General features: G+C 69.1%; 27 protein-coding genes. 18 read left to right on the top strand and 9 right to left on the bottom strand.

What is annotated here, in order from left to right; all coding sequences use genetic code 11:
- Positions 1 to 5 precede the first annotated feature (5 nt).
- Positions 6 to 926, top strand: coding sequence for an SdiA-regulated/phytase-like domain-containing protein (locus ACZ7CH_RS35760; RefSeq protein WP_470375968.1), 921 nt, complete (start codon positions 6 to 8; stop codon positions 924 to 926).
- A gap of 19 nt (positions 927 to 945) precedes the next feature.
- On the opposite strand, the gene ACZ7CH_RS35755 is transcribed toward ACZ7CH_RS35760, so the two are convergent.
- Complete coding sequence (locus ACZ7CH_RS35755) at positions 946 to 2,073, bottom strand: cytochrome P450 (RefSeq protein ID WP_470375967.1); 1,128 nt, start codon at positions 2,071 to 2,073, stop codon at positions 946 to 948.
- Positions 2,074 to 2,182: 109 nt separating this feature from the next.
- Here ACZ7CH_RS35755 and ACZ7CH_RS35750 point away from each other — a divergent pair, with 109 nt between their 5' ends.
- Positions 2,183 to 2,920 (top strand): GbsR/MarR family transcriptional regulator, encoded by a 738-nt coding sequence (locus ACZ7CH_RS35750; protein WP_470375966.1) that lies wholly within the window; start codon positions 2,183 to 2,185, stop codon positions 2,918 to 2,920.
- Here the strand turns inward: ACZ7CH_RS35750 and lexA are convergent.
- Complete coding sequence (gene lexA / locus ACZ7CH_RS35745) at positions 2,917 to 3,594, bottom strand: transcriptional repressor LexA (protein WP_360398604.1); 678 nt, start codon at positions 3,592 to 3,594, stop codon at positions 2,917 to 2,919. The two genes, ACZ7CH_RS35750 and lexA, sit on opposite strands and share 4 nt — an antisense overlap.
- Positions 3,595 to 3,828: 234 nt before the next feature.
- Between lexA and ACZ7CH_RS35740 the strand changes: the two genes are divergently transcribed.
- The 3 genes from ACZ7CH_RS35740 (at position 3,829) to ACZ7CH_RS35730 (ending at position 7,742) form a co-directional block, all read left to right on the top strand.
- Positions 3,829 to 4,101 (top strand): hypothetical protein, encoded by a 273-nt coding sequence (locus tag ACZ7CH_RS35740; protein ID WP_470375965.1) that lies wholly within the window; start codon positions 3,829 to 3,831, stop codon positions 4,099 to 4,101.
- 272 nt (positions 4,102 to 4,373) lie between these two features.
- Positions 4,374 to 4,841 carry a transcriptional regulator NrdR gene (gene nrdR / locus ACZ7CH_RS35735; RefSeq protein WP_065913411.1) on the top strand — a complete coding sequence of 156 codons (468 nt, stop codon included), beginning with the start codon at positions 4,374 to 4,376 and terminating at the stop codon, positions 4,839 to 4,841.
- A 66-nt stretch (positions 4,842 to 4,907) separates the two neighbouring features.
- Positions 4,908 to 7,742, top strand: coding sequence for a vitamin B12-dependent ribonucleotide reductase (locus ACZ7CH_RS35730; protein WP_360398450.1), 2,835 nt, complete (start codon positions 4,908 to 4,910; stop codon positions 7,740 to 7,742).
- Between the two features lie 55 nt (positions 7,743 to 7,797).
- On the opposite strand, the gene ACZ7CH_RS35725 is transcribed toward ACZ7CH_RS35730, so the two are convergent.
- Together ACZ7CH_RS35725 and ACZ7CH_RS35720 are read right to left on the bottom strand one after the other, a co-directional pair.
- Positions 7,798 to 8,705 (bottom strand): IS5 family transposase gene (locus tag ACZ7CH_RS35725; RefSeq protein WP_470375964.1). Its coding sequence is split into 2 segments (ribosomal slippage): positions 7,798 to 8,289 and positions 8,292 to 8,705, totalling 906 coding nucleotides; the frame shifts between segments, so codons are not numbered across the junction.
- A gap of 105 nt (positions 8,706 to 8,810) precedes the next feature.
- Complete coding sequence (locus ACZ7CH_RS35720) at positions 8,811 to 9,602, bottom strand: phosphoribosyltransferase (RefSeq protein ID WP_470375963.1); 792 nt, start codon at positions 9,600 to 9,602, stop codon at positions 8,811 to 8,813.
- Between the two features lie 17 nt (positions 9,603 to 9,619).
- Between ACZ7CH_RS35720 and ACZ7CH_RS35715 the strand changes: the two genes are divergently transcribed.
- Entirely contained in the window at positions 9,620 to 10,594 is a 975-nt protein-coding gene (locus tag ACZ7CH_RS35715; RefSeq protein ID WP_470375996.1) for a DNA-processing protein DprA, read from the top strand.
- Positions 10,595 to 10,596: 2 nt separating this feature from the next.
- Here ACZ7CH_RS35715 and ACZ7CH_RS35710 read toward each other — a convergent pair whose 3' ends face one another.
- On the bottom strand, positions 10,597 to 11,118 hold the full coding sequence (locus ACZ7CH_RS35710) for an HNH endonuclease (protein WP_470375962.1): 522 nt from the start codon (positions 11,116 to 11,118) through the stop codon (positions 10,597 to 10,599).
- 153 nt (positions 11,119 to 11,271) lie between these two features.
- On the opposite strand from ACZ7CH_RS35710, the gene ACZ7CH_RS35705 reads away from it, so the two are divergent.
- Positions 11,272 to 11,805 carry a hypothetical protein gene (locus ACZ7CH_RS35705; RefSeq protein WP_360398446.1) on the top strand — a complete coding sequence of 178 codons (534 nt, stop codon included), beginning with the start codon at positions 11,272 to 11,274 and terminating at the stop codon, positions 11,803 to 11,805.
- Between the two features lie 25 nt (positions 11,806 to 11,830).
- On the opposite strand, the gene ACZ7CH_RS35700 is transcribed toward ACZ7CH_RS35705, so the two are convergent.
- On the bottom strand, positions 11,831 to 12,163 hold the full coding sequence (locus ACZ7CH_RS35700; protein ID WP_470375961.1) for a CGNR zinc finger domain-containing protein: 333 nt from the start codon (positions 12,161 to 12,163) through the stop codon (positions 11,831 to 11,833).
- On the opposite strand from ACZ7CH_RS35700, the gene ACZ7CH_RS35695 reads away from it, so the two are divergent.
- From ACZ7CH_RS35695 to ACZ7CH_RS35680, 4 genes are all read left to right on the top strand, one after another.
- A complete protein-coding gene (locus tag ACZ7CH_RS35695) occupies positions 12,141 to 12,860 on the top strand; it encodes an alpha/beta fold hydrolase (RefSeq protein ID WP_470375960.1) in 720 nt (239 codons plus the stop codon). The two genes, ACZ7CH_RS35700 and ACZ7CH_RS35695, sit on opposite strands and share 23 nt — an antisense overlap.
- Entirely contained in the window at positions 12,773 to 13,027 is a 255-nt protein-coding gene (locus tag ACZ7CH_RS35690; protein ID WP_470375959.1) for an alpha/beta fold hydrolase, read from the top strand. The genes ACZ7CH_RS35695 and ACZ7CH_RS35690 overlap by 88 nt, the downstream gene beginning before the upstream one ends.
- 76 nt (positions 13,028 to 13,103) lie before the next feature.
- The gene (locus tag ACZ7CH_RS35685) at positions 13,104 to 15,581 is read left to right on the top strand and encodes a PEP/pyruvate-binding domain-containing protein (RefSeq protein WP_470375958.1); all 2,478 of its coding nucleotides are present in this window, start codon (positions 13,104 to 13,106) and stop codon (positions 15,579 to 15,581) included.
- A 70-nt stretch (positions 15,582 to 15,651) separates the two neighbouring features.
- A complete protein-coding gene (locus ACZ7CH_RS35680) occupies positions 15,652 to 16,317 on the top strand; it encodes an EcsC family protein (RefSeq protein WP_360398438.1) in 666 nt (221 codons plus the stop codon).
- A gap of 3 nt (positions 16,318 to 16,320) precedes the next feature.
- On the opposite strand, the gene ACZ7CH_RS35675 is transcribed toward ACZ7CH_RS35680, so the two are convergent.
- The gene (locus ACZ7CH_RS35675; protein ID WP_470375957.1) at positions 16,321 to 17,079 is read right to left on the bottom strand and encodes a bestrophin-like domain; all 759 of its coding nucleotides are present in this window, start codon (positions 17,077 to 17,079) and stop codon (positions 16,321 to 16,323) included.
- An 86-nt stretch (positions 17,080 to 17,165) separates the two neighbouring features.
- Here ACZ7CH_RS35675 and ACZ7CH_RS35670 point away from each other — a divergent pair, with 86 nt between their 5' ends.
- From ACZ7CH_RS35670 to ACZ7CH_RS35640, 7 genes are all read left to right on the top strand, one after another.
- Positions 17,166 to 18,368: a DUF6923 family protein gene (locus tag ACZ7CH_RS35670; protein WP_470375956.1), complete on the top strand. Its 1,203-nt coding sequence runs from the start codon at positions 17,166 to 17,168 to the stop codon at positions 18,366 to 18,368.
- 179 nt (positions 18,369 to 18,547) lie between these two features.
- Positions 18,548 to 18,706 carry a hypothetical protein gene (locus tag ACZ7CH_RS35665; protein WP_360398432.1) on the top strand — a complete coding sequence of 53 codons (159 nt, stop codon included), beginning with the start codon at positions 18,548 to 18,550 and terminating at the stop codon, positions 18,704 to 18,706.
- Between the two features lie 142 nt (positions 18,707 to 18,848).
- On the top strand, positions 18,849 to 19,277 hold the full coding sequence (locus tag ACZ7CH_RS35660; protein WP_458433715.1) for a CBS domain-containing protein: 429 nt from the start codon (positions 18,849 to 18,851) through the stop codon (positions 19,275 to 19,277).
- A gap of 35 nt (positions 19,278 to 19,312) precedes the next feature.
- Positions 19,313 to 20,242 (top strand): MBL fold metallo-hydrolase, encoded by a 930-nt coding sequence (locus tag ACZ7CH_RS35655; protein ID WP_470375955.1) that lies wholly within the window; start codon positions 19,313 to 19,315, stop codon positions 20,240 to 20,242.
- A gap of 334 nt (positions 20,243 to 20,576) precedes the next feature.
- Entirely contained in the window at positions 20,577 to 21,005 is a 429-nt protein-coding gene (locus tag ACZ7CH_RS35650) for a hypothetical protein (RefSeq protein ID WP_360398424.1), read from the top strand.
- Positions 21,006 to 21,062: 57 nt separating this feature from the next.
- Positions 21,063 to 22,028 (top strand): DUF3500 domain-containing protein, encoded by a 966-nt coding sequence (locus ACZ7CH_RS35645; protein WP_360398422.1) that lies wholly within the window; start codon positions 21,063 to 21,065, stop codon positions 22,026 to 22,028.
- Positions 22,006 to 22,689 carry an endonuclease V gene (locus tag ACZ7CH_RS35640; protein WP_360398420.1) on the top strand — a complete coding sequence of 228 codons (684 nt, stop codon included), beginning with the start codon at positions 22,006 to 22,008 and terminating at the stop codon, positions 22,687 to 22,689. Before ACZ7CH_RS35645 ends, ACZ7CH_RS35640 begins: the two co-directional genes overlap by 23 nt.
- Here the strand turns inward: ACZ7CH_RS35640 and lspA are convergent.
- Complete coding sequence (lspA, locus tag ACZ7CH_RS35635; protein ID WP_360398418.1) at positions 22,655 to 23,140, bottom strand: signal peptidase II; 486 nt, start codon at positions 23,138 to 23,140, stop codon at positions 22,655 to 22,657. The two genes, ACZ7CH_RS35640 and lspA, sit on opposite strands and share 35 nt — an antisense overlap.
- A 55-nt stretch (positions 23,141 to 23,195) precedes the next feature.
- Complete coding sequence (locus ACZ7CH_RS35630) at positions 23,196 to 24,497, bottom strand: 6-phospho-beta-glucosidase (RefSeq protein ID WP_470375954.1); 1,302 nt, start codon at positions 24,495 to 24,497, stop codon at positions 23,196 to 23,198.
- Positions 24,498 to 24,779 lie beyond the last annotated feature (282 nt).

Genomic DNA, 24,779 nt, shown 5'->3' with positions numbered 1-24,779 from the left:
TAGCCATGCAGGAGCTCTCCGGGCTCACGTCCGACGGCAAGCAGTTCTACGCCGTCAGCGACAGCGACAACGGGACGCTGCGCATCCAGGTCATGGGCCGCGACTGCGTCGTGAAGCGCACGATCACCGCGGCCGTCGACCCCTACGACGTCGAGGACCTGGCGATGGCGCCGGACGGCACCCTGTGGGCGTCCGACACCGGCGACAACGGCAAGACCCGCTCCACGGTCGCCCTGCACAAGGTCTCACCGACAGGTGCCGTGGAGCGGTTCCGCCTCACGTACCCGGACGGCAAGCACGACGCCGAGGCGTTGCTCCTCGACAAGTCCGGCACGCCGTACATCATCACCAAGGAACCGCTCGGCTCCGCGCTCGTCTACCGCCCGGCAGCAGCACTGCGCACTGATATATCGGTGCCGTTGGAGCAGGTGGCGCGCGTGTCGCTGTCGACCACCGACACGCCGGGCGGCCCGCTGGAGGGCACCCTCGACTCGCGCCTGGTGACGGGTGCCGCGTCGACGGCCGACGGTTCCGTCATCGCCCTGCGCACCTACACCGACGCCTACCTCTACCCGGTCCCCGACGGAGACCTGGTGAAGGCGCTGTCCGGCGACCCGGTCCGCGTGCCGCTGCCGAACGAGCCGCAGGGCGAGGCCATCGCCTTCGACCCCGACGGCACCCTGCTCTCCGCCTCGGAAGGCGCCGGCACGCCGATCCGCGCGGTCGCGGGCGCCGCCGCTCTGGCGAAATCAGCTCCGCCGCCGCCGACGACGGCCCCGGCACCCGCCGCGGACCAGCCGCAGGCGTCGCCGGCGGAGACCGCGACGAGCTCGTCGTGGCAGAACTGGCCGCTCGCGCTGAGCCTCGGCGGCATCGTGCTCGTCGTCGCTCTCGTCGTCGGCCTGCGCCTGCGCCGCCGAGCCTGAGAACCGGTGTATCAGCTGCTCAGTCCCAGGCGACGGGCAGCCGCTCCAAACCGCCGATCACCAAGCTCGCGCGGTGCGGCAGCTCCTCCTCCGCGACGGCGAGCCGGAGCTTCGGGAACCGCGTGAACAACGCGGGGAACGCGATCCTCAGCTCGACCCGCGCCAGGTGCTGCCCGATGCACTGGTGGATGCCGTGCCCGAACGCGACATGTCCCGCCGAGCCGCGAGCCAGGTCGAGGACGTCGGGATCGGCGTAGCGCGCCGGGTCGCGGTTCGCGGAGCCCAGCTCGACCTTGACGGTGTCGCCCTTGCGCACGAGCACGCCGTCGAGCTCGACGTCCTCCAACGCCGTGCGCACGGTCACCGGCGTCAGACTGATATATCGCAGCAGCTCCTCGACTGCGGCGTCGGGACCGGCGAGCATCGCGTCGACCCGTGCCCGGTCGCGCAGCAGCTCCAGCGTGCCGAGCGACAGCATGTTCGTCGTCGTGTCGAGTCCACCTCCGAGCAACGCCATGCCCATCGTGGCCATCTCGTCGTCGGAGAGCGGGTCGGCAGCTCCGCCGTCGGCCTCGGAGTTGACCAGGTCGCTGAGCACGTCGTCGGTCGGCGCGGCCCGCTTCGCCGCGACCATCTCCAGCATGAACCGCTGCAACCGCTCGAACGCCGCGAACATCGCCTCGGCCTCACCGGCCTCCGCGCCGCTGGCACCGGTCAGCAGCACCGCGTCCTGCTGGAACTCGGCGCGCCGCTCGTAGGGCACGCCCAGCAGCTCGCAGATCATCAGCCCCGGCACCGGCGACGCAACGTGCTCGACTAGGTCCGCCAGCGACCCCGCACCCGCGAGCTCGTCGAGCTGCGCCGCGGTGATCTCCTCCAGCCGCTGCGCGAGCAACCGCATCCGCCGCACGGTGAACTGCCCGGTCAGCCGGCCGCGGTAGCGGGTGTGCTCTGGCGGGTCGTGGTCGGTGAACGCACCGGGCGGCGACGGCGGCGCGTCACCGGGACTGCCCGGCCCGAGCGGGTTGTGCATCAGGTCCGGCCGGATGCTGAACCGGTGGTCCGCGAGCACGGCACGCACGCTCGCGTGGTCGTGCGCGCGCCAGCCGACGTGCCCGTCCGGGTACGTCATCGGACTGAGCGGCATTGCTCCCCCTTGCACCGAGTCCGTTTCCCTCCCGTTCAAGCTAAAAACGTTTGCGGACGTCGTCAAAAGACTCGTTGCAATGGCTTGAAGGGCAAGGCACGATGAGGTCGTGCCTGGTAAACGGCTGGATGAAGAGGAACGGCAGCTCATCGCCCAATGGCTGTGGGACGGGCTGGGGTACTCCGAGATCGGCAGGCGGTTGCAAAGGCCGGCCTCGACGATCCAGCGCGAGGTGCTGCGCAACGGCGGCCACAACAACTACCTGCCGGGCGCCGCGCACCGGGCCGCGAGCGAACGGGCCATGCGCCGGATGCCGGCGGTGGACGACCTGGACGTCGACGACGAGGCCTACTCGTTCGACCGCAGCCCCGGCGAGGTGCAGGAGTTCCACCTGCGGCTGGTCGCGGTGTTCCGGCAGACCGGGCTGACGCGCACGGCGGCGCGGATCCTCGCCGAGGTCTTCATGTGCGACAGGGGCAGCCTGACCGCGACGGAGCTGGTGCTGCGGCTGTCGGTCAGCCCGGGCACGATCTCACGCTCCACCGCTCACCTGCAGGAGCTCGACCTGCTGCGCGCCGAGCGCGACGGCAAGCGCATGCGCTACTACCTCGACGACGACATCTGGTACCGGGCGTGGCTGTCGAGCGCCCAGCGCAACTCCACCTGGGCGCGCACCGCACTGGACGGTGCCGAGATCTTCGGTCTCGGCACGCCAGTGGGTGCACGCCTCAAGGACATGGGGCAGTTCTTCAGCTTCGTCGTCGTGGACATGGAGGCCACGCGGCAGAAATGGCTCGACTTCTTCGAGAAGAAGAAGCGCGCCCGCGGAGACAGCCCGAGCAGCTAGGGAAGCCGCCGCAGCACGGTGACGACCTTGCCGAGGATGGTGGCCTCGTCGCCGTTGATCGGCTGGTAGGCCGGGTTGTGCGGCATCAGCCACACGTGGCCGTCCTTGCGCTTGAACGTCTTCACCGTGGCCTCGCCGTCGATCATGGCGGCCACGATCTCGCCCTGGTCGGCCGTCGGCTGCTTGCGGATCACGACCCAGTCGCCGTCGGTGATCGCGGCGTCGATCATCGAGTCGCCGACGACGCGCAGCAGGAACAGCTCGCCCTCACCGACGATCTCGCGCGGCAGCGGGAACACGTCCTCGATCGACTCCTCGGCCAGGATCGGGCCACCTGCCGCGATCCGGCCGACCATCGGCACGTACGCGGGCGTCGGCTTGGACATCGGGTCGAGACCGGCGTCGATCTCGGTGGGCAGCATCCCCACCGCGCGCGGGCGGTTCGGGTCGCGGCGCAGGAAGCCCTTCCGCTCCAGCGCGCGCAGCTGGTAGGCCACCGACGAGGTCGAGGTCAGGCCGACGGCCTCACCGATCTCCCGCACGCTCGGCGGGTAGCCGAAGCGGTCGACCCAGTCGCGGATCACGTCGAGCACCTTGCGCTGCCGCAGGGTCAGACCGGCGTTGCCCGCGATCTCACTCACCGCCGGCTCGACAAGAGCGGGGTCTGGGTCGATCGTCTTGCCTGCCACGGTCGCTGTCCTCCTCGCCGCCCCCAGTTCGAATGGGATTCCGGCCTCCGTCGATCTTCCTGCCCGACGGTAGTCGTGTTTGCTGCGCAGATCAAACACCTGTTCGAGGTATTTGACGGCGTGTTGTGGCGTCCCGGGAGGCGGTCTGGTAGAAATTCGCACGGACGTTCGATAGAACGCATGTTCGATCGAGGTGCTTGACCTGCGATGGAGGGCGTCATGGCGGTTCTGGTCGAGAAGCGGTTGCGCGTTGTCGAAGACGCGGACGTCGCAGCGGGCCGCCCACTCCGTTCGGGTCCCCGCGTCATGCCCAGGCGCCCCGCCACCAAGCCGCACCCGGTTGTCGTCCCGGACGCGCGCGAGTCGAGCTCGTGCGACGTCCGGTCGAAGCGCGAGTCCACCCTGGAGCTCATCGCCGTCGGCGTGCTGAGCGCGCTGACCGTCGTCGCCCTTGGGGTGCTCTACCTCCAGCAGATGGGGGTCACGCCGTAAGGCGCCCCCACATCTTGTGTCCGACACGCCCGCAGTGACGTCAACGCAGCGTCATGTGCGGGCGTCTTTGCGTAATCACCGCTGATCATTCGCGGTTCCGCCAACCGGGTGATGGCCGACGCGTCGTGTCGACTTGCATCCCCGCAGGCGTCGATCTAGGTTCTACCCCTACATCTAGTGGTTGCACCGTTGTAAGTAGTCCACAGGTTGTGGGTAACCCGACCAGTGTGGTTACTGCGACGAATGCTGCGCGGGGGAAGGGGTGAGGTGGCGTGCGGTGTCCGTTCTGCCGCCATTCGGACTCGCGGGTGGTCGACTCCCGTGAGGTGGACGAGGGTCAGGTGATCCGTCGTCGCCGCTCCTGCAACAGCTGCAGCCGCAGGTTCACCACGGTCGAGGAAGCGGTTCTCGCCGTGGTCAAGCGCTCCGGGGTGACGGAGCCCTTCAGCCGCGACAAGGTGGTCGTCGGCGTGCGCAGGGCGTGCCAGGGCCGCCCGGTCGACGAGGACGCGTTCCAGGTGCTCGCACAGCGGGTGGAAGAGTCGATCCGGTCGACGGGATGTGCGGAAATCCCGAGCCACGAGGTGGGGCTGGCCATTCTGGGGCCCCTGCGCGAGCTCGACGAGGTCGCTTATCTGCGCTTCGCGAGCGTCTACAGGTCCTTCTCGTCCGTCGAGGACTTCGAGAAGGAAATCCTCGATCTTCGCACTGCCCGGGCCGAAGCGGCCCAGGAGCAGTGATTCGCGCGCATTGAGAGCGCGCGACAACACCATCTTTCTGAAGCACCAGCACGAGGGAGATCCACCGTGACCGAGACCGTCGGCGGCTCAGCCAAGAAGACAGCCGCACGGGCGGCTGCCAAGCCTGCTGCCGCGCTGAAGGTCCAGCGCGTCTACACCACCGAGGGCCGCCACCCCTATGACGAGGTCACGTGGGAGCGCCGCGACGTCGTCATGACGAACTGGCGCGACGGCTCGGTGAACTTCGAGCAGCGCGGTGTCGAGTTCCCCGAGTTCTGGTCGGTGAACGCCACGAACATCGTCACCAGCAAGTACTTCCGCGGTGCCGTCGGCAGCGAGAAGCGCGAGCAGTCGCTGCGCCAGCTCATCGACCGCGTGGTGAAGACCTACGTGGGCGCCGGCAAGGAGCACGGGTACTTCGCGGGCGAGCAGGACGCGGAGATCTTCGAGCACGAGCTGACGTACATGCTGCTGCACCAGGTGTTCAGCTTCAACTCGCCGGTGTGGTTCAACGTCGGCACGTCGTCGCCGCAGCAGGTCAGCGCCTGCTTCATCCTCGCGGTCGACGACACCATGGAGTCGATCCTGAACTGGTATCGCGAGGAGGGCCTGATCTTCAAGGGCGGCTCCGGTGCCGGCCTGAACCTCTCGCGCATCCGCTCCTCCAAGGAGCTGCTGTCCTCCGGCGGCACCGCCTCCGGCCCGGTGTCGTTCATGCGCGGCGCCGACGCGTCCGCGGGCACCATCAAGTCCGGTGGCGCCACCCGCCGTGCCGCGAAGATGGTCGTCCTCGACGTCGACCACCCCGACGTCGTCGAGTTCATCGAGACCAAGGCGCGCGAGGAGGACAAGATCCGCGCGCTGCGCGACGCCGGGTTCGACATGGACCTCGGTGGCGCGGACATCGTGTCGGTGCAGTACCAGAACGCGAACAACTCGATCCGCGTGTCGGACGAGTTCATGCACGCCTACGAGAGCGGCGGCGACTTCGGCCTGCGCGCCCGCCAGACCGGCGAGGTCATCGAGCGCATCGACGCCAAGGAGCTGTTCGGCAAGCTCGCCAAGGCCGCGTGGGAGTGCGCCGACCCCGGCATCCAGTACGACGACACGATCAACGACTGGCACACCTGCCCCGAGTCGGGCCGCATCACCGCGTCCAACCCGTGCTCGGAGTACATGCACCTGGACAACTCCAGCTGCAACCTCGCCTCGCTGAACCTGATGAAGTTCCTCGGCGCCGACGGCAAGTTCGACGCCGTCACGTTCGCCAAGGCCGTCGAGCTGATCATCACCGCGATGGACATCTCGATCTGCTTCGCGGACTTCCCGACCGAGCCGATCGCGGACACCACCCGCAGGTTCCGCCAGCTCGGCATCGGCTACGCCAACCTCGGCGCGCTGCTGATGGCCACCGGCCACGCGTACGACTCCGAGGGCGGCCGCGCGCTCGCCGCGACCATCACCTCGCTGATGACCGGTGTGTCCTACCGCCGTTCCGCGGAGCTCGCGGGCATCGTAGGCGCGTACGACGGCTACAAGCGCAACGCCACCGCGCACCAGCGCGTCATGCGCAAGCACGCCGCCGCGAACGACCTGATCCGCACCTACCACGCGAACGACTCGGCGGTGCACAAGGTCGCGACCGAGGCGTGGCAGCAGGCCCTGGAGGTCGGCGCGAAGAACGGCTGGCGCAACGCCCAGGCGTCCGTGCTGGCCCCCACCGGCACCATCGGCCTGATGATGGACTGCGACACCACCGGCATCGAGCCCGACCTGGCGCTGGTCAAGTTCAAGAAGCTCGTCGGCGGCGGCTCGATGCAGATCGTCAACCAGACGGTCCCGCGCGCGCTGAAGGCACTGGGCTACCAGGACGAGCAGATCGAGGCGATCGTCGAGTTCATCGGCGAGCACGGCCACGTCGTGGACGCGCCGGGCCTGCGCCGCGAGCACTACGAGGTCTTCGACTGCGCCATGGGCGAGCGTTCCATCGCGCCCATGGGCCACGTGCGGATGATGGCGGCCACGCAGCCGTTCCTGTCCGGCGCGATCTCCAAGACGGTCAACATGCCGGAGACGGCGACCGTCGAGGACGTCGAGGGGATCTACTACCAGGGCTGGAAGCTCGGTCTGAAGGCGCTCGCGATCTACCGCGACAACTGCAAGGTCGGCCAGCCGCTGTCGGCGGGCAAGGGCGCGAAGGCGACCGAGGAGAAGAAGGCCGCGACCGAGACGGTCGTCGAGTACCGCCCGGTCCGCAAGCGCCTGCCGAAGAAGCGCCCGTCGCAGACCGTGTCGTTCACCGTCGGTGGCGCCGAGGGCTACCTGACCGCCGGCTCCTACCCGGACAACGGTCTCGGCGAGGTGTTCGTCAAGCTCGGCAAGCAGGGCTCCACGCTGGCCGGTGTGATGGACGCGTTCTCGATGTCGATCTCGGTGGGCCTGCAGTACGGCATCCCGCTGGAGTTCTACGTCTCGAAGTTCCAGAACCTGCGCTTCGAGCCGGCGGGCATGACCGACGACCCGGACGTGCGCATCGCGACCTCGGTGCTGGACTACCTGTTCCGCCGCCTGGCGCTCGACTACCTGCCGTACGACAAGCGCGCGCAGCTCGGCATCTTCACCGCCGACGAGCGTTCGGCGCAGGTCGCCGGCGAGTACGGCGCCCCGGTGACGTCCGATGTGGACCTCGAGGGCCTGCGTGGTTCCGTCGAGGCGGCGCCGACCCAGGTCGACGCGCCCGCGGAGGCGCCGAAGCAGGTCGGCAGCTCGACCGAGCTGCTGGAGCTGCACCTGGGCAAGGCGGCGGACGCGCCGTTGTGCATGACCTGTGGCACGAAGATGCGTCCGGCCGGCTCGTGCTACCTGTGCGAGGGCTGCGGCAGCACCTCCGGCTGCAGCTGACGCGGTCTGGCGGGAGGAACGGCATCGGTCCTCCCGCCAGCGGCTAGGTCGTGTTTTAGATGTGGCGTAGCCAGATGTTGATGGCGGCGATGTGGACGGTGGCCTGGTAGCGGGTGGCGAGTTTGTCGTAGCGGGTGGCCACGGCCCGGTGTTGCTTGAGCAGGTTGATGCCGCACTCGACGGCGTGGCGCTGTTTGTAGATCTGCCGGTCGATCGCGGGTGGCCGCCCGCCTGCGGAGCCTTTGGCCTTGCGGTGGGCGGCCTGGTCACGGGGCTGGTCGATGGTCGCCTTGATCCCGCGGCGCCGCAGGTAGGCACGGTTGGCTTGGGAGCTGTAGGCCTTGGCCGCCAGAACCCGGTCCGGACGGGTCCTGGCGCGTCCGGGCCCCATGCGTGGAACCGAGATCTGCTCGATCACCGGCACGAACCGCGGGCTGTCGCCCCGTTGCCCGGCGGTGATCAGCAGTGACAACGGCCTGCGGCCCTGCTCGCAGGCCAGGTGCAGCTTGCTGGTCCAGCCACCGCGCGAGCGGCCCAGCCCGTGATCGTCGGGCTCGGCCCCGCCGGCCGGGGTAGAGGGTGGTTCGACCTGCAGATCCCCCTTTTCCGTGCGCCGGCGGCGTGCTGGTGCGCCCGCGTGATGGTGGAATCCACCGACACGTCCCACACGATCAACCCGCCGGCATCGGCACGGGCCTGCAACGCGGTCAGGATCTCCTGCCAGACTCCGGCCCGCTGCCAGCGGCGGAACAACCCGTACACGGTCTGCCAGGGACCGTAGTCAGGCGGGATGTCACGCCACGGGGCACCGACGCGCACCCGCCACCGGATGCCGTCGATCAACTGCCTCTTGCTCCACTTCGGCGGGCGCCCCGGTTTACGCCCGACAGGCAGCAGCGGCTGCAACACCGCCCATTGCGCGTCGGTCAGGTCGGCCCGCCCCGCTGCCGCTACGCTGGCCACGAGGTCTCCGGTATTGCAGGTTTGCTTGGTCGCTAACCCACTTACCGGAGACCTCGCCACGTTCCGGCACCGACACGCCGCCAGTCAGCACCTTTGAAACACGGGCTAGTGCTTGAGGTTTCGCGCTGCCACCAGACCGAGCGCGGTCTTCGCGCCGACTCGCCTGGCCGCGTTCGCCACTCCCGCCAACGTGTCGCCGTGGTGGTAGAAGTCGTCGACGATCAACACGGTTTCGCCGTTGAGGTCCTCGTTCACGATGAACCCGTGCCGTAGCGTTTTTCGCTCTGCTGCGGCCATGTCTTTGGCCGGTTTCCGCGGGCCGTTCCGCAATGTCACTTCGGCGGTCGGGATGTTCAGGTCGCGTGCCAGCGCTTGGCCGATCCGCTGACTTGCGGAGACCGTGTCAGGATCATGCCCCGGCACTGCGAGGATCCGGGTGGCATCGGCCATCCACAGGTGTTCCCTGGCGACTTCGCAAAGCCGTGCGCACAGAGCTCGTCCGGCGACGGCGACGTCGGCAGGCGTGACGCGTTCGTAGCCCTTTACCCTTCGGACCAGGACACCCGTCGAGGTGTAGAACCGCTTCCCGGACCGGTCGAAGCTCTGGTAGAGATCCAGCGCGATGGCCGCGCTGACCGCATCCGGAGGCTTCGTGATCACCATGGCCTTCTTCAGCATGTGCAGGAAGTTGTCGAGTTTCTTGGGCGGTGGGAAGTCGAACCGGATGCGATAGGGCCACCGCTCGGTCGGCTCGAGCACGGGTACGACCTTGGCGCGCGGCAGGGCGCCGAGAATGTGCTGGGACACCTCCAGCGAACTGCGGTATTTCAGGAACCAGGACGATCCCTTTTGTTCGAGTTGCCACTCCTCGAGGCGGTTCGCACGGCGATCTGGCACGAAAGGTCCTGGTCGTGATGAGTCTGCCAAGTGACGAACCCCCTGTGGTGCTGTCCCTCTCACTTCGAGCTTTCCACAACTGGAACGTGTTTCGGGCGACTTTCGGGAAACCGGTGGATAGACTGCGGCTGATGCACACTACTGATCTGGCGCTTGCAATGCTGGCACCTCGTGCTGCAGGAGGAGCGCGCAAGGCGGCCAAGAGCCTGCTGTCCGGCCGTGCCCAGGTGCTCGACCTCGTCATGCGGCTGCCCCAAGCCGAGAGGGACGAGGCGGAGCAGGTCGCAGAAAGCCTGCGGGACAACGGAACGATCGCTGTGTTGTGCGATGACCCCCGCTACCCGGACCGGTTGCGCCGGTTCGCCGGTGCGCCACCCGCGTTGTTCTGCCAAGGCGATGTGGGGCTGCTGAAGTCGGTGTCGGTCGGCGTGTGCGGTTCGCGAGCGGTAGGTGAGGACGGCCTTCGAGCTGCTCGTGCCTGCGGGGAAGAGGCTGCGCGTCTGGGCATAACCGTCGTCTCCGGCTATGCCAAGGGTGTCGACACGGAAAGCCATGTGGCCGTGTTGCGAAAAGGCGGTTCGACCGTCGCCATTCTCGCGGTAGGAATCGACCACTTCCGTCTCAAGAAGCCTTATTGCGATTTGGCTTCCGATACGTCGCGACGAATGCTTGTGGTGTCCCAGTTCCCGCCACAGCAGCGGTGGACGGTGGGAGCGGCGATGACGCGCAACCAAGTGATCGTGGGCTTGACGCAGGCCGTGGTCGTGATCGAGGCGGGGGAGACAGGTGGCACGCTCAAGGCGGGCGAGGTCGCCCTGGCCGGTCAGCGCCGTCTTCTGGTTCTCGACGGAAATGGCGCAACGTTGCCCGGCAACGAGCGGCTCATAGCGGCGGGCGGCCATCGTGTGAGCACCCGCGCGGACCTGGTCGAAGAGCTTCAACGCCTGGTCGCCGTCGAGGCGACGCCGCTGGCGCTGTGGGACGAGAGCTGAGCTCAGCAGGCCTCCGGCAGCTCGATGCCGTGGCGGTCCGCCAGCTTCCTCTCGATCTCCGCGATCACGCACGCGATCGTCGACGGGTTGAGCCTGCCCTCCCCGAACTGCACGACGGTCTTCGCGAACTCGTCAGCCGCCAGCTCGCGGCACTCCGCGTTCAACGTCCCGTGGTCGACCGCGGCTTCTTTGAAGCACTCCAACGGTTTGCGGCCGAAGATGACCTCGAACTCCGCCCACCCGCGGATGGTCCAGTAAGTGTCGTGCGAGGACACCGACGTCGCACGCAGCCATCGCCACAGGTAGCGCGGATCGGTGTGCGTCGGGGCCTCGCGGTGGCAGCGGCCGCACAGCAGCACGAGGTTCGACACCACATCGGTGCCACCCAGCGACGTCGGCACGATGTGGCACTGTTCCAGCGAGGCCCGATATCCGCAGCGCCAGCACCGTTCGCAGGCTTCGCTCCAGTCGACGGCGACCCGCTCCAGCGGCGCCCAGTGCCCGACGATCTGCTCGGCGTCCATCTGCCCTCCCCGGTTGTTGACCATCCTGTCGTCGGTGGAGCCATTTGCGTTTCGCATGTGGGCCGTCTGATAGAACAACGGCAAAGGGGCGGCCATCTCCCGGCCGTCCCTTTCCGTGTTGTCGCAGGGGGATGGATGCGTTCGTTCGACGACTTGCGCGATTACCTGTCCGAGCAGCTCAACGCCGCGATCAGGCGGCCGGGCATGCACGGCGGCGAGCCGGTGATCCTGACGTTGTTCGACGCCTTGGCGTTCGCCGACAGCCGCACGGACCGGTGGCAGGCCGAGCTGGAGGCACTGGTGACGCGCGGTGCGGCGAACGCGGCGATGGTGACCGGTGCCGTGCACGAGGTGCTCGGGTACCGCAGCGAGGACGTGATGGCGTCGGTGTACGCCGACCTCGCGCACCGGCAGGGCTGGCTGACGCTCGACACCGACAGCCGGATCCCCGGTGTGCTCGGGGAGGGCGACTGCGTGCTGACCGAGGTGGTAGAGGAGTTCGGGGCGCCACCGCTGTGGTTCGGCGGCACGAACCCGGCGTTCCCGAAGACGCTCGGCTACCCGGACCGGTCGGGTGCCCTGGTGTTCTTCCACTTCATGCCGGAGCTGCGGCTGATGGCGACGAGGCGGGGTGACGGCGACTTCCGCGACAGCTTCCTGTTCACCCCCGCCGGGCGGTCCCGGTGAACCGCTTCACGCCCAGGGCGGCGCGCTAGTCCTTGTGCCGCTGGTAGTACCGCGCCACCCGCACCCGGTTCCCGCACGTCGCGGGGTCGCACCACCGGCGTCGCGGGTGCGCGGGCACGAACAGCAGCCGGCAGCCCGGCCCCTCGCACGTCTTCACCTTCCGCACGACCGGTGACGCCAGCAGCTCCGCCGCCGCACCCGCGAGCAGGCCGAGCGCCCGCGCGACCTCGTCCCCGGCGCGTTCGCGGGACACCACGACGCCGTCGGACCACGACAGCACCTCGAACGCCGGAGCGCCGCGCAACGCCGCGTTCAACGGCGCCAGGTCCGGTTCGGTGCCGTCACGGGCGGCGAGCACCGCCGCCTCCACCTGCCCCCGCAGCTCCACCACGGCCTCCGACCAGGGCAGACCCTGCTCGGCCAGCCCCTGCGGCAGCCGGATCACCGTCTTCTACCGGGAGGCGGGCGATCCCGCGGCGCCCAAACTCCTGCTGCTGCACGGCTTCCCGTCCGCGTCGCACCAGTACGCGCGGCTCATCGAGGAGCTGAAGGACGACTTCCACGTCGTGGCGCCCGACCACCCCGGCTCCGGCCACACCGTGGTGCCGGGGGAGCGGCACCACACGTTCGACCTCCTCGCCGACACCGTCGAGAAGTTCCTGCAGGAGCTGAACTCCACCGGTTTCACCATGTGCGTCTTCGACTTCGGCGCACCGGTCGGCTTCCGCGTCGCGACCCGGCACCCGGAGTGGGTGAAGGGGCTCGTCGTCCAGAACGGCAACGCCTACGAGGACGGCCTCTCCGACGTCGCCAAGGGCTTCATCGGCAACAGCGACCCGCAGGCCGCGCGCGCCCTGCTCGCGCCGGAGCACACGAGGTTCGGCTACCTGGAGGGTGCCCGCGACCCCGAGTCGATCTCGCCGGACACCTGGACCAGCACCACCTCGACCTGCGCCTGCAGCCCCAGGTGGACCTGCTCCTCGACTACCACACCAACGTCGCCCGGTACCCGCAGTGGCAGGCGTACTTCCGCGAGCACCAGCCGCCCACGCTGATCGTGTGGGGCCAGGGCGACCCGTTCTTCCTCGAACCCGGCGCCAGGGCCTACCTGCGCGACCTGCCCGGCGCGCGGCTGCGCCTGTTCGACACCGGCCACTTCGCGCTGGAGGAGGAGCTGACCGAGATCGCCGCGCTGATCAGGGAGTTCGCCGCGAAGAGGTGATTTATTCATCAGGTGTTGAGTTTTTTGCCGTGTGCTCGTAGCGTCATCCCCTGGGCCAGACCGCGGAGGGGTTGCGATGGCGTTCGTCAGGGACTTCGAGGAGATCGACGGCACGATGGCGGCCGTCGTGGGCGGCAAGGCGGCGAACCTCGGCGAGCTCACCCGAGCGGGCCTGCCGGTGCCGCAGGGCTTTTGCGTCACCACGGACGCGTACCGCGCGGTCGCGGGAGCCGGCGCGCCGGCGGGCACCACACCGGAGAACGCGCGCCGCACCGTGCTGGAAACCCCGGTGCCGCAGGAGATCAGGGACGCGGTCGTCGCCGCGTACCGGGGCCTCGGCGACGACGTCCCGGTCGCGGTGCGTTCCAGTGCCACGGCCGAGGACCTGCCGTTCGCGAGCTTCGCGGGCCAGCAGGACACGTTCCTCAACGTCGTCGGTGAGGACGCCGTGGTCGACGCGGTGCGCCGGTGCTGGGCCTCGCTGTGGACCGGCCGCGCCGTCAGCTACCGCGAGACGAACGGCATCGACCACCGCACGACCTACCTCGCCGTCGTGGTGCAGCGGATGGTGCAGTCCGCGGTGTCCGGCGTGCTGTTCACCGCGAACCCGGTCACCGGCACGCGCGACCAGGTCGTCATCGACGCGAGCCCCGGCCTGGGCGAGGCGGTCGTGTCCGGGGCGGTGAACCCGGACCACTTCGTCGTCGACGGCACCGAGATCGTGCAGAGGCGCCCGGGGGACAAGCGGTTCCTCATCAGGTCGCTGCCCGGCGGCGGCACCGAGCACGTCGAGGTCGACGCCGACGACGGGCCGTGCCTGACCGACGACCAGGTCCACGCGCTCGCCGAGCTGGGCCGCAGGACGCAGGCGCACTACGGCAGCCCGCAGGACGTCGAGTGGGCGATCGACGCCGCCGGCGCGCTCCACCTCACCCAGGCGCGGCCGATCACGACGCTGTTCCCGTTGCCGGAGAACAACAAAGCCGGGCACGCCTACTTCTGCTTCAGCCTCGCCCAGGGGCTGGAACGGCCGATCACGCCGATGGGTCGCGCGGTGTTCCGGGAGATCGCCGGGTCGGCGTTCGAGATCGTCATCGGTGACCCGGCCAGTCAGTCCTATGTGGAGTGCGGTGAGCGCATCTTCTTCGACGTCACCAAGGTGCTGCGCAGCCGGGTGGGCCGCGAGTTCGTCACCCGGCTGCTCGGGGTCATGGAGGCGCGGTCGGCGGAGGTGCTGCGCGGGCTGTTCGACGACCCGCGGTTCGCCGTCACGAGCTCCTCGCCGATGCCGGCGCTCCGGCGCGTTTTCCGGCTCGCCCGCCGCTTCCACGCGCCGCAGACCGTGCTGAGGGCGCTCGCCGACCCGGAGAAGGCCGCACGCGGCGCTCGTGCGCTGGAACGCGAAGTCCTGGAGAAGGCCGCCGGTCTGACGGTCGAGCAGGCGTTGCGGCAGTGCGTCGTCCCGGTGCTGCCGCGGCTCGCACCGACCGCTCTCGCCGGGTTCGCGCTGCTCGGGCTCGTCGGCAAGGTCGCCGACGTCAGGCCGGGGGAGCTGCAGGCGGTGCTGCGCGGCCTGCCGAACAACGTCACCACCGAGATGGACCTGGCGATGTGGGACCTCGCGCGGGAGATCCGCCGAGACCCGGCCGCCCTGCGGCAGTTCCGCAACGGTGAACGCCCGGCGGCGCTGGACGCGTTCCTGGCGAAGTGGGGGCATCGGGCGGTCGCCGAGATCGACCTGGGACTGCCGCGCTGGTCGGACGACCCGGCGCACGTCATCGGCGTGGTGCGCAACCTCCTGCTGCTGGAGGACGCGGACGCCGCTCCCGACGCGGTGTTCGCCCGCGGTGCCGCCGAGGCCGAGGCGATGATCGAGACGCTGGCGCGGCGCTCGTGGGGCCGCGGCTGGTTCGTGCGCTTCGCGTTGCGCCGCACGAGGGTGCTCGCCGGTCTGCGGGAGCACCCGAAGTACTTGGTGATCACCCTGTTCGGCGTGCTGCGCGAGCGGATCGCCCGGGCCGGGGCGGACCTGGTGGCGCAGGGCCGGCTCCGGGCCGCCGACGACGTGTTCTTCCTGAACTTCGAGGAACTGCGTTCCACGCAGGGTGATCTGCGCGAGGTCGTGGCACGCCGGCGTGAGGTGTACGACCGTGAGATGCGGCGCCGGCACATCCCGCGCGTGCTGCTCTCCGACGGCACCGACGCCGAAGCCGTGCACCACGGCACCGCGGTGGAGGGCGACCTCGTCGGCACACCGGCGTCGGCGGGCACCGTCACCGGAGCCGCGCGCGTCGTGATGGACCCCGTCGGGGCACACCTCGAACCCGGCGAGATCCTCGTGGCGCCGTCGACGGACCCCGGCTGGACGCCCTTGTTCCTCACGGCGGGCGGGCTCGTGATGGAGATGGGCGGCGCGAACTCGCACGGCGCCGTCGTGGCCCGCGAGTACGGCATCCCCGCCGTGGTCGGTGTGCGCGAGGCCGTGACGCGGATCAGGACCGGTGACCGCATCACGGTCGACGGCAGCACCGGAGCGGTGACCACCTCCGGCTGAGGGCGACGAACAACGCTGCTACCGGCCGTTGACACGTCGCCGCGGCGCCCGGACGCGTAATCTCGGGGTCGTGGCCGACTCCAAGGGTGAGCTGAGCAAGGCTCAGCAGGGCATCGCCGACTACCTGCTGCGCGCCGGTGTGGACGGGTTCGGCCCGTTCAAGAGCGCTCGCGAAGCCGCGACCGACGCCCTGGCGAAGAAGGGCGACGAGACCGCCGCGGTCCGGCACCTGATCCGCACGCACGTGGCGCTGGCCGGTGCGCAGGGGTTCATCACGAACCTCGGCGGTCTGATCACGTTGCCGATCTCGCTGCCGTCCAACGTCGCGGCCGCGTACGTGATCCAGACGCACCTCATCGCGTCGATCGCGTCTTTGCGCGGCCACGACGTGGACAGCGAGGAAGTGCAGACGGCCATCCTGCTGTGCCTGCTCGGCAATGCCGGAACCGAACTGTTCAAAAAGGTCGGCATCAAGCAGTTCACGAAGAAGGCCGCCTCGGCGCTCATCACGAAATACGGTACAAAAAAGCTCGGTTCGGTCGTCGTGAAGGGCGTTCCGGTCCTGGGCGGCGTCATCGGCGGTGGCGTCGACGCCGCTTCCACCAGGGCGGTCGGCGCGTTCGCGAACCGCTATTTCACCCAGACGGACCGCGAGCACCCGTTGCCGAGCGTCATCGACGGTGAGGTGCTGTCCGTGGAGATCGAGGAAGCGGGCGGAACGGCCGAGTCGCGGTAACCGTCAGCTGAGCCGGTCGAGCGTCGAGGTGAACGCGTCCGGTGAGATCTGCACACCGCCGCTGAACGGGTTCTGCAACTGATGTATCGCGAACAGCAGCAGCACCAGCGTCGAGCTCAGCGTGACCGTGATGAGCAGCTGTGACACCAGGTTCGGGCCACCGAACAGGTACGGGAACAGCAGCGACAGGCCGGTGCCGATGAGCAGCGCGAGCCAGACGACGGGGTTGACGCCGCCGTCGGCCGCGTCGACGCGCTCCTGGCGGGCCTGGTAGACCTCCCACAGCTGGTTCGCGGCCTCGGCCTTGCGGTCCTCCTGCCAGCCGCCGTCCGGCGCGGTCGCCGCGATGGTGTCCCGCAGCTGGTTGAGGGTGTTCCAGCCCTTGCCGTCGACGTTCTCGCCCTCGCGCATCTTCGGCCACTCCTCGTCGACGACGGTCTGCACGTAGCTGCGGACCAGCTGGTCGACGCGGGACTTCGCCGGCTCGGGCAGCGAGCCGGTCGACCAGGTGACGGCGACCAGCGCGTTGGCCTCCTTCTGCACCTGCTCCTCGGCGGCGTTGGCCGCGTCGAACAGGGAGATGAGGATGAACGCGGTCAGCACCGCGTGCAGGCCGGCGACGATGCTGAACACCGAGCCGCCGACAGCGAGGTTCTTCTCGCCGACCTCCTCCGAGTTGAACCGGCGCGTGAAGACGACGATGACGGACGAGACCACGGCCGCGCCGAGAACCCAGAGCAGACCGGACACGTAAATACTCAATTCGGCCCCTTTCTGGTGTGGGATTAGACCACGGTCTACTGTGGCCGGTACAGCGCGGTCCGGTCACGAGCAATGGTCAGGTGGGAATGCGCGGCAACAGCAGAATTACCCGGTTGTCGTATCAAGCTGCTCCATTCCGGTGGAGCAGGAATGCGTTCGCCCTGGGTGGCGTCACCGCTCTTCTCGCGCTTTCCACCCCGCTCACCAGCGCTGTTGCCCAAGCCGCGCCGGTGGCGTGCGACGCGTTCCAGGTCCGCGCGGTCCACCGTGGTGGGTGGTCGACGCTCACGCGGCTCGACGTGTCATCCGGTGGGGTGACCCCGGTAGCGCGAATCGACTACTCGGTGAATGCGTTGGGTTATTCCTCCGTGCTGGGCCGCTTGGTCGGTCTCACCTCGAAGGGCCACCACAGCTGGATGCATCCCACGCACGTCGTGCTCATCGACACCAAAGGCGTGGTCAACGATCTCGGGCCGGTCGTGGCGCCGTGGTTCCGCACCGACGACGTGTCCGCGGGCGCGGTCGTGGGGACGACGTTCTACGTGCGCGACAACGCCCGGTTGCACGCGATCGACATCGACCCGGCGAGCGCGTCCTACCTGCGGATCGTGCGGTCGGTGGCGCTGGACTGGCCGGCGCTCGCGCTGGACGACTTCACCCCCGGACCCGGCGGCGGGCTGACCGGGGTCTCGGCGGCGGGCCACGGACCGGGCGAGGTCGTGACGTTCGACCCGGTGTCGGGGCGGTCGGTGCGGCGGGCCGAGGTGGCGGGGCTGCCCGGCAAGTCGACCTACGGTGCCGTCGCGATCGACTCGGCGGGCACGATCTACGCGGTGAACAACGGCTACAAAGGTCGCAGCCGCGTCTACCGGATTGCGGACGGCGCCGCCGTGGAGCTGTCCACCGACCAGCCGTTCGGCCTGATCGACGGCGCCGGGTGCCTGCCCGCGCCGATGCCACCGCAGGTGGTACCGCCCACGCCGAAGCCGGACGTCCCACCGGCGCCCGCACCTGTTCCCGTTGTGCCGCCCTGGGTGTCGACGCCCGCCCCGGTTCCGGCCGCACCGGTCGCCCCCGCCGTCCCGCCCGCCGCGGTGGTGCCATCCGCACCTGCACCCTCGCCGCAGCCGGTCCCGGTACGCGCGGCGCGGCGGGAACCGCAGTCCCGTGCGGAGCTCCCGCTCGACCCGAAGACCACGCCGATGACCAAGTCCCGCAAGTGGGCGATCGTCACGGTTGTCCTGGTGATGCTGGGGGCCGGAGCGGCCGCCGCACGCGCCCGCGGATAAATCGGTTGGCGGCGCCGGTCGGCGCCGCTACCGTTGCCGTCATGCTCATCATCTGAGAAGCCCCGCAGCGCTTCCGCCGCTGCCGCGTGTGCTCTTGGTGACCCTTCTCGCGGGTCCTTTTCCACGGCTGTCGTTTCCGCCGTGCCCTTGCACGCCCTCGTCACAGAGGAGGCTTTCGCATGCCTGCTGCCACCCCGCCCTCGAACCGAGCCGCTCGCCGCGCCCAGAAGCGCGGCCAGCAGCCGGCCGAGCAGAACACCCGGTTCGCGTTGCCCCAGCAACGGGTTCCGGTGGTCCCGCCGCGCCAGTTCGCCGCCCGTCGCCGCGGATCCGCGTAGCCGACGCCCGAACCGGTGCGGCCACGGCAGGGGGACGCGCGTTGCTCGTGTCCCCCTGCTCCCTTCGTGGGACGATCTCCCGTTCTGTCCGGATCCGCTCTAGCCTGAGGTGCTACCGGACCGACAGGATCGGAGGCGCCTGATGAGGATCGCTGACGTGTTGCGGACCAAGGGCTCTGCGGTTGCGACCATCGCCCCGGACGCACCGGTGTCCGATCTCCTCAGAACACTCGCGGAGCACAACGTCGGCGCCATCGTGGTCGTCGGCCCGTCCGGTGTCGTGGGCATCGTGTCGGAACGCGACGTCGTGCGCCGGCTGCACGAAACCGGTGCCGGGCTGCTGACCTCACCGGTGTCGTCGATCATGACCGCCGAGGTCTTCACGTGCACGCCTTCGGACACAGTGGACAGTCTGACCGTCGTGATGACCGAACGGCGGTTCCGCCACGTTCCCGTTGTGGCAGAAGGGGAACTGGTCGGCATCGTGTCCATCGGCGACGTCGTGAAGAGCCGCATCGGACAGTTGGAACAGAGCCAGGACCAGCTCCAGGCCTACATCGCCCAGGGCTGACCTCACCGGGCTCGCCCCTCACTAGGCTCAGCCGGGTGAAGCCTTCTCCCGGCAAGCCCGAACTGGTCGAGGTCGCGCCGTCCGTCCACGCCTACGTCCAGCCCGACGGGTCCTGGATGATCAACAACACCGGTGTCGTCGTCGGCTCCGACGGCACGCTGCTGCTTGTCGACACCACGTCCACCGAGGCCCGCAACCGCGCGTTGCTCGCCTCGGTGGCGACGGTGTCCGACGCTGCGCCCAACTACGTCGTGAACACCCACCACCACGGCGACCACACCTTCGGCAACTGGCTGGTCCCCTCGTCGACGGTGATCGTCGCCCACGACGCCTGCCGCGACGAGGTGCTCACCGCCGGCCTGCTCGCCGCGCAGGTGCTGACCGGCCCGGACTACGGCCACCTCGAAGTGCGCCCGCCGTCGCTCACCTACACCTCGTCCCTGACGCTGCACCTCGGCGACCGCGTCGTCGAGGTGCACCACCCCGGTCCCGCCCACACCCGCGGCGACAGCGTCGTGTGGCTGCCCGCCGAGCGCGTGCTGTTCACCGGTGACCTGGTGTTCGCGGGCGGCCAGCCGTTCCTCGCGGAGGGCAGCATCAGCGGCTACCTGTCGGCCCTGGAGTTTCTGCGCGCGTTCGACGCCGAGGTCCTCGTGCCCGGCCACGGCCCGCTGCTGCGCGGCGCCGACATCACCCGCGTCCTCGACGACCTCGTCGCCTACACGACGTACCTGTCCGAGCTCGCCGCCACCGGTCACGCCGCCGGACGCGCCCCTCTGCAGGTCGTCCAGGACGCGGGCCCGTCCCGCTTCTCGTCGTGGCAGGAGTCCGAACGACTCGTCGGCAACCTCCACCGCGCCTACCACGAGCTCGACGGCAAACCGCTTTCCGAACGCCTCGAACTGCTCCGCGTCTGGCAGGACATGACCACGCTCCACGGCGGCCCCATCACCTGCCACGCCTAGCTCGCGACCGATATATCACCCGCACCACCCGTCCTCACCTGCTGCTTAGCAATGAGTCTTTGGACGACGACGTCCAAAGACTCATTGCAAAAGCGGTTTTCACGTTTGCGCGGTCTCAACGAGCTGCTTGAGCGCGCGAGGACGCCCTTCCAAGTCGCGTCGACCTTGCCGAGCCGCTCGACGCCCTCAGGCCAGCCGGAGCTGCGCAACGTGACGCTTGGTACCGCCGGCGTCCTCAGATGATTGCCCCGCTTCCGGCTCCACGAGCACGCCGAGGATCGCTTCCAGCACCCGAGCGCGTCACAAGACGGGCTCGCGTCTCGTCCGTACCTGCATGAGCACACTCCGCGCAGGTCTCGCGTTCCTCGCCGTCGTCCAAGCCGTCATCGGCGTCTGGCCGTTGGCAGCGCCGCAGAGCTTCTACGACAACTTCCCGCTGCCCACGAACCCATGGGTGTCCTACTTCCCGCCGTTCAACGAACACCTGCTGCGCGACTTCGGCTCACTGAACCTCGCGTTGTGCGTGATGCTGGTGTTCGCGGCGGTGACACTCGAACGCGCGCTGACCCAAGCCGTGCTGGTCGGCTACCTGGTGTTCGCGGTGCCGCACATGACCTTCCACCTGTTCCACCTGGAGCACATGCTGGTGGCTGACCGGATCGGCAACGTCGTCTCGCTGGCCGCCGCCGTCCTGGTCCCGCTGGTGCTGCTACCGCTGACCCGCCGGATCGAACGAAAGCAGGCCCCGGTGCTCACCCGGTGACACGAACCCCGACGTCATCGGAAGCGCAACGAACTGCGCGGCCTATAAGTTCGAGTGATGCTGCACGACGTCGCTGACGCCACGCGCCAATACATTCGTTTGCTCGCCGACGACCAGCGCGACCGAGCTGTCCGCGCGATCACCGACGACGACCTCAGGCACCGCTGGGCCTACACCCCCGGCGACCGCCCCGGCCTCGTGTTCGGCGGGCTACGACGTGATCAGCGCAAAGCCGTTCACGGCATGCTCGCGACCGTGCTGAGCCCACACGCCTACGCACAAGTCGCGGCGGTGATGGCTTTGGAAGACGTGCTCGACCACCGCGAGGGCGGCCACCGCGACCGGCACAGCGGCGACTACTGGACGGTGCTCTTCGGCACGCCCGGCGGCGACGAACCGTGGGGGTGGCGCGTCGAGGGGCACCACCTGTCCGTGAACGTCATCGTCGCCGACGGCCGCGTCTCGGCGACCCCGTTCTTCCTCGGCGCGAACCCGTCCCGCGTCACCTACCGAGGCCGCGTCGTCAGCCAGCCGCTGCGGCTGGAGGAGGAACTGGCCCGCGAGCTGCTCGACCGGATGGGCCCGACCGCCCGCGGCCTGGCCGTCGTCTCGGACACCGCCCCGCACGACATCCGCACCGGCAACGCCCCGCGCATCACGCCGTCCGACCCCGTCGGCGTGACACCCGCACAGCTCGGCAAACAGGCGGGCGAGCTGCTCGTCGACATCGTCCGCCTCTACCTGGACCGGCTCGCGTTCGAGCTCGCCGACGACGAGTTCGCCGCCCTCGACCCCGACCGCCTGCACTTCTCGTGGGAAGGCTCGCTACGCCGCGGCGAAGGCCACTACTACCGCGTCCAAGGTCCCGAGCTGCTCATCGAATACGACAACACGGCCAACGAGGCCAACCACATCCACACCGTGTGGCGCCGCCACTCCGGTGACTTCGGCGCCGACCTCCTCGCCGCCCACTACGACACGTCACGGCACACTGTCGCCCGTGGAATGGCCCAGAACGGTTGACGACGCCATCGCGCTGCAAGAACACCTGCGCAACCAGGTGATCACCACCAGCGCCCCCGACCTGCACATCGACACCGTCGCCGGCCTCGACGTCGGCTACCGCGACACCGGCCTTTGCAACGACTCGGTTGTCGGCGTCTGCGTGGTGTTCGATGCAAAGACGCTGGCCGTCCTCGATGAGGTCGTCGTCGAGGACACCACAGACTTCCCGTACATCCCCGGGCTCTTCGCGTTCCGCGAGATGCCGGTGCTGCTACGCGCCCTCGACCAGCTCACCGTCACCCCCGACCTGCTGGTCGCGGACGGCCAGGGCGTCGCCCACCCGCGCCGGTTCGGTCTCGCCTGCCACCTCGGCGTGCACACCGGCATCCCGAGCATCGGCGTGGCCAAGAACCCGATGGGCAGGTTCGACCCGCCCGGCGACAAGCGCGGCTCGACGAGCGACCTCGTCATGGACGGCGCCGACGGCGACGAGGTCGTCGGCCGCGCACTGCGCACGCAGGACGGTGTGAAGCCGGTGTTCGTGTCGGTCGGGCACAAGATCGACCTGGACCGCGCGTGCGCCGAGGTGCTCCGCCTGGCCCCGCGCTACCGGCTGCCTGAGACGACCCGCCGCGCCGACGCACTCACTCGGCAGGCTGCTTCTGCGGCTGGAAGCTGAGCAGCACGAGCAGGATCGCACCGCAGACCAACGCGATGTCCGCGACGTTGCCGACGAACCAGCCGTTGTAGTCGATGAAGTCGACGACGTGCCCGCGCGCGAAACCCGGCGGCCGGAACAACCGGTCGAGCAGGTGCGTCGTCGCGCCGCCCAGCATCAACGCCAGTGCGACCGCCCGCAGCCGGGTCTGCGGCTGCAGCCCGTACCGCGCCAGGAACACGACGGCCACGGCGGCGACGATGGTGAAGACCCACGTCGACCCCGCGCCGATCGAGAACGCGGCACCGGGGTTGTAGAGAAGCCTGAGCTGCAAGAACTCCCCGAGCACCGGGATGGGCGCGCGCCCGGTCAGCGCGTTCTCGGCCCAGAACTTCGTGGCCTGGTCCAGCAGCAGCACGAGCACGGCGATGCCCATCACGAGCGGCACGCGGCGAGAAGTGGTGGTGTCCATTTGCCGACGAGCGTAGTTAAGCCGCCGGCACCGTGCGGCAACGGCCACCGGTACATCAGTCGCCGCGTGCTCCGAACGCCCCGGACAGCAACGGGTGGGCGTCCACGATCCGTCGAGCAACGTTGACGGAATCAACCAGCGGATGCAGCGCCAGCGCCTTCACTGCATGCGCGCGCTCGCCGCTGACAGCCGCCTTGATCGTCGCGCGCTCGACGACCTTGAGCGCGGTGACGAGCCCGACGCCCTCGTCCGGCAGCTGGCTGACCGCTACAGGCCGCGCGCCGTTGGCGTCGACCAAGCTCGGAACCTCGACGATCGCATCGGCGTCCAGGCACGACAGCGTCGTCCTGTTCGGCACGTTGAGGATCAACGTCGTCCGCTTGTCCGCCGCGATGGCGTGCATCAACGCGAGCGCGACCTGCTCGTACCCGCCACCGTCGAGGTCGTTGCTGTCCCGCTCCTCGTCACGAGTCTCCGCCATGTACGTCTGCTCGCGCTCCAGACGCGTCCGGTCCCAGCTCGCCAACGACGGCGCCGCATAGAACTGCTTCTGCTGCTCCAGCAGGAACGCCCCACGCGACGCACCGGACTCCACCGCCTCGCGGGTGAAGTAGTAGTAGTGCAGGTACTCGTTCGGAATCGCGCCCAGCGTCCGCAGCCACTCCGCGCCGAAGAGCTTGCCCTCCTCGAACGACTCCAACCGCTCAGTGTCGGCCAGCAGATCCGGCAGCACGTCCCGCCCGCGCACGTGCACACCCCGCAGCCAGCCGAGGTGGTTGAGCCCGGCGTAGTCGAGCCACGCGTCGTCGAGGTCCGCGCCGACCGCGCGGGCGACCCGCCGGCCGAGCCCGACGGGGGAGTCGCAGATGCCGATGACCCGGTGGCCGAGATGGGCGGCCATCGCTTCGGTGACCATGCCGGCGGGGTTGGTGAAGTTGATGACCCACGCGTCCGGCGCGTGCACCGAGATACGACGTGCGATGTCGAGCGCGACCGGCACAGTGCGCAACCCGTACGCCACACCGCCGACCCCGACCGTCTCCTGCCCGAGCACCCCGCACCCGGCCGCGATGCTCTCGTCGGCCGCGCGCCCGTCGAGTCCGCCCACGCGGATCGCCGAGAACACGAAGTCCGCCCCGCGCACCGCCTCGTCGAGATCCATCGACATCGTCACCACGGGAGCATCCGGCACATCGGCGGCAAGTTCGGCGAGAACGCCGCTGACCGCCACGAGCCTGGAGGCGTCGACGTCGTGCAGCACGACCTCGGTGACGCGGCCGGGGGACCGGTCGGCGAGCAAAGCGCGATATACGAGCGGCACGCGGAACCCACCGCCACCGAGAACAACCAGCTTCATGCCCACCACTCCGCACCGGCGACATTTCTCCCGCAGTACGCACCGTACAACCAACGCTGCACAGGCATCAGCAAGATCCTTGGGCCGCTTACGACGACGGCAGCAGTTACCGCAGCTTGGACCGCCCACGCATGGCGTTGAAAGTAAGTCCCGAAGGGGTTCCCGCGCACGCCAAATCTGTGCTACAAAGAATGGCTTTGGGGTTTCGGAATGAATATTCCGGAAAGACAGATTTATTGTATCACAGGGGGCAAGGTGTTGGCGAGCGAACAGGCACGGATC

It is taken from the genome of Lentzea sp. NPDC037011, from assembly GCF_055607425.1.
This window is presented reverse-complemented; position numbering and strand designations above follow the sequence as displayed.